The sequence below is a fragment of the bacterium genome, from assembly GCA_024228115.1.
Taxonomy (GTDB): Bacteria; Myxococcota_A; UBA9160; order UBA9160; family UBA6930.
Map to the genome: position 1 here is coordinate 1 of JAAETT010000600.1, position 4,108 is coordinate 4,108.

The 4,108-nt window shown below is 69.1% G+C and carries 3 protein-coding genes; 1 reads left to right on the top strand and 2 read right to left on the bottom strand.

The genetic code is table 11. The features are described 5' to 3' along the window. Positions 1-253: 253 nt before the first annotated feature. Positions 254-1,183 carry a carbamate kinase gene (locus GY937_25180; GenBank protein MCP5060009.1) on the bottom strand — a complete coding sequence of 310 codons (930 nt, stop codon included), beginning with the start codon at positions 1,181-1,183 and terminating at the stop codon, positions 254-256. Then, positions 1,180-2,553: a GTPase gene (locus GY937_25185; GenBank protein ID MCP5060010.1), complete on the bottom strand. Its 1,374-nt coding sequence runs from the start codon at positions 2,551-2,553 to the stop codon at positions 1,180-1,182. Before GY937_25185 ends, GY937_25180 begins: the two co-directional genes overlap by 4 nt. A 566-nt stretch (positions 2,554-3,119) precedes the next feature. Between GY937_25185 and GY937_25190 the strand changes: the two genes are divergently transcribed. Beyond that, a complete protein-coding gene (locus tag GY937_25190) occupies positions 3,120-3,932 on the top strand; it encodes an aldo/keto reductase (protein ID MCP5060011.1) in 813 nt (270 codons plus the stop codon). The last annotated feature ends 176 nt before the right edge of the window (positions 3,933-4,108 follow it).

The following is a 4,108-nucleotide window of genomic DNA, read 5'->3' on the forward strand; positions in this document are numbered from 1 at the left end:
CATCCTATAGATGGCTTTGTCGGTCGGCTTCAGATCATTCGGTTTCCCTCCTGTCTGCGACCCAAGCTACAGGGCTCCTGACTCCTGCCCTGGCGGGACTGGCTCCCGCTGGATGCGCCAGCCTTAAGCTGGACGCACTCCGTTCTCGATATTCATCCGCCTCGAATGTACTGAGCTCTTGAGCCGCTCGACGGCGCTCCTCGAACGCGCCGGAAGCAGGCGATCGTCGAGCCGGCGCTGCCGACGGTCGCGCTCACCCGCCCGCACTCACGACCGGGCCGTTGCCCGGCTCGATGCGGGTACCGGCTTTGCCGCTCAGCATGCGGACGGCGTCCTCCAGGGCCCCGATGTGCGCCGTGCCCCCAGTCTGCTTCACGAAGCGGCACGCCGCCTCGACCTTCGGCGCCATCGACCCCTCCTCGAACCCGAGGGCCGCGAGGGCCCGGGGCGACGCGCTCTCGATCGGCTCGCGGGCAGTGGGCCAGTCGGCATAGACGGCCGGAACGTTGGTTAGAAGCAGCAGCCGCTCGGCTCCAACATCGGTGGCGACCAGGGCGGAGCTCGCGTCCTTGTCCACCACCGCCTCGACCCCGTGGAGGGTGCCGTCGGGGGCCTCGGCAACGGGAATCCCGCCGCCCCCCGCACACACGACCACGACGCCAAGCCGCATCAGCAGGCGGATCGTGGAGCGCTCCAACACGGCGCACGGCATCGGGGAGGGCACCAGACGGCGCAGTCCAGCCGCGGTCGGCCCGTAGGTCCAGCCGCGCGCCGCGGCCAGGCGCTCGGCCTCCTCTGCAGAGACGACCGGTCCGATCGGCTTTGTCGGCGCGGCGAAGGCCGGGTCGTCCGGGCGGACCAGCACCTGTGTAAGGAGCGCCGCGACATCGCGATCCCCAAGTGCCGTGCGGAGCTCCCGCTCGATCAGATAGCCGAGCATCCCCTCGCTCTCCGCCCCGAGCACATCGAGGGGCACCCGGTCGCCGTGCCCGGCCGCCTGCAGCGCGAGCAGGCCGACCTGCGGACCGTTCCCGTGCGTCACGACAACGTCGCGGGAAGCTGCCAGGCGCGCCACGATCGGAGCCGCAGCGCGCACGGACTCGCGCCAGAATTCGACGTCGCGACCTTTCGGCGCGTCCCGGCGACCCAATGCGTTCCCCCCCAGGGCCACGACGAGCTTCATCCCGACGCCTCCTCGGGAGAGGCGGCGACGTGCTCCCGAACGAAGCGCTCGATGTGGCCGGCGAGCCCGGGCTCGTCGAGATCCTCGTAGGCGTAGCGTGCGCGCACCACGGGAATTCGCAGCGGGATGAGCGCGGCGAGATCCACGGGAGTGCCCGCCACCACGAGCTCGGCGTCGGTGGCCTCGAGCGTGCGGCGCAGAGCCTCGAGCTGCGCCTCGCCGTAGCCCATGGCGGGGAGCACGTCCCCAAGGTGCGGATAGGCATCGAAGACAGCGCGGATCTCGGGCGCAGAACCCAGGCGGGGATCGACGACCTGCGCACCGGCCGCGACCGCGGCGCGGAACCCCGCCCCCCAGGCCATGCCGCCGTGGGTGAGTGTGGGCCCGTCGTCGACGACGACGACACGCCGGCCGCGCACGCGCGCCGGGTCGTCGAGTCGGACGGGTGAGGCGGCCCGCAAGACGGGAGTGTCCGGGCAGAGGGCCCGCGCCTCGGCCACCGCCCGGCTCACCTGCTGCGGGGAGGCAGTACACGCCTTGTTCACCACGACGACGTCCGCCATGCGCGCGACGGCTTCGCCCGGGTGGTGGGTCGTGACCTGGTCGGGACGCAGGGCGTCGACGAGCACGATGTGGAGATCGGGCCGAACGAAGGGGAAGTCGTTGTTGCCACCATCCCAGACGATCACCTCCGCCTCGGCTTCCGCCGCCGCCACGATCGCCGCGTAGTCCACACCTGCAAACACGACGGCGCCGGCCTCGATGTAGGGCTCGTATTCCTCGCGCTCCTCCATCGTGCAGCGAGCGGAGTCGAGATCGGCACGGGTCGCGAAGCGCTGCACCTGCTGGGCGAGGAGGTCTCCGTAGGGCATGGGATGGCGAATCGCCGCCACGCGGAAACCCGCGCCGCGCAGGCGCCCCACCGCGAAGCGCGCGGTCTGGGACTTTCCGCAGCCGGTGCGGACCGCCGACACCGCCAGCACGGGACACCGCGCCTCGAGCATCGTGCGCTGGGGACCGGGAATCACGAAGTCGGCGCCGCATGCAATTGCGCGCGACGCCAGGTGCATCACGTGCGCGTGGGGCACGTCGCTGTACGCGAAGACGACGCGCTGCACCTCCTGCGCCCGACAGATCGTCTCGAGATCGGCCTCGGCTTCGATGGCGATGCCGTTCGGGTAGCGCTCGCCGGCGAGCTCCGGGGGATAGCACCGACCGGCGATCCCGGGGATCTGCGTGGCCGTGAAGGCGACGACCTCTACGGCCGGATCGTCCCGATAGAGAACGTTGAAATCGTGAAAATCGCGGCCGGCCGCCCCGAGGATGACGGTGCGGATGCGCTCCAAGGCGGGCAAGACATCGGCTCCCATTGTGCACGCTCAGGCGACCACCGCGAGACTAGGAGCTGGCCGGTCCGCGCGCGAGTCCGTTCGCCTCGATTCGAACGACCTGGCTGAATCGAGTTGAGGGAGGCAAGTCACTCCAGGGCCCCGGACAGCACCGGGAACCGGGCCAGCAAGGCGCGCGCTCGCGAGACGGCGGGCGGGGAGCACCACCCCAGGTGTCGCGAGTCGGGGTGGAGCGGATCGCCGTCACCAGCTCATCGGGGCGGAACGGCTTGGGCAGCAACGCCATCGCATCGTCCGCGGGCTGGCCGGGGGGTCGCCGGAGATCAGCAGGGCCTGAACCCCCGGTCGCCGGAGCCAGCCGTCTCCGGGCCTGCTTCGGGGATCCGTGCCAGCAGCTTCCGCCGCCTCCGGGTCGTCAGGCGAATCGCCGTGCGCCTCCACCCCGGTCCCTTCACGACACGATCGGCGGCCCGGTCCACGATCGACGTGATTCGGTGGCGACCCGCCCATCGACTACCTTCTAGGCCGACACAACGTCGAACTGGTTCGTAACGCCTGACCTGGCGCGGTCGACCTGAGGTTTTCCGATGGAGCAGAGCTTCACGCGCGCGACGCTCGGAAATACCGGGATACAGGTTCACAGGCTGGGCTTGTCGGCCTCCTATCGCCCCAGCGTGCGTTGCGTTCACAAGGCGCTCGACGCGGGCATCAACTTCTTCTTCGGATACGGCCTCGACACGCAGCTGATACGCGTACTTCGCGAGTTCTCGGCCTCCGAACGCGAGCGCTACGTCGTGGCCACCGGCGCCTACAATCTCGGCTTCTCGTACACCGACCTCCGAAAGACCCTCGAGAAGCGCCTTCGCCAACTGCGAACCGATTACATCGACGTGTTCATGTTCCTGGGTGTCCTCAAGCCGGAGCATTTTCCCGAACGCGTTCGAGAGGAGCTGTACCGTCTGCGCGAAGAGGGAAAGGTCCGTTCGGTGGCGATCTCGTGTCACGACCAGGAGTTCGTCGGCCGGTTGGCTGCCGAGGGCGCCCTGGACGTCGTGATGATGCGATACAACGCGGCGCATCGCGGCGCCGAAGAGCGGATCTTCCCCTTCGTCGGCGCGCACAACCCCGGCGTGGTGAGCTACACCGCCACCCGTTGGGGGATGCTGCTGAGGCGCCCTCGGGGCTGGTCACAGGAAGCGCGAAGACCCACCGCACGCATGTGCTACCGGTTCGTACTCTCCAACCCGCACGTTCACGTCTGTCTGACCGCGCCCTCGACGATCGAGCAATTCGAGGAGAACCTGGCAGCGCTCGAGGCCGGCCCCCTCGACGAACAGGAGCTGGCGTTCATGCGGGAGTTCGGCGACAGCGTGAACAGCGTGAAGCGCTGGTTCATGTAGCCATGAGGTGCGCGGAAACAGGTACGTGGGGTGCTCCGCCTAGGAGTCTGCGCGGCAGAGGGCCATTGAGGGGTGAGTCTCGCTAGAGTGAGCCATGCCGCGAGACTTTCGACGCTACGAGCCGGACCAGTCGCTTCTCCTGCCGCCCTCGCTTCGGGATTGGCTTCCCGAGGATC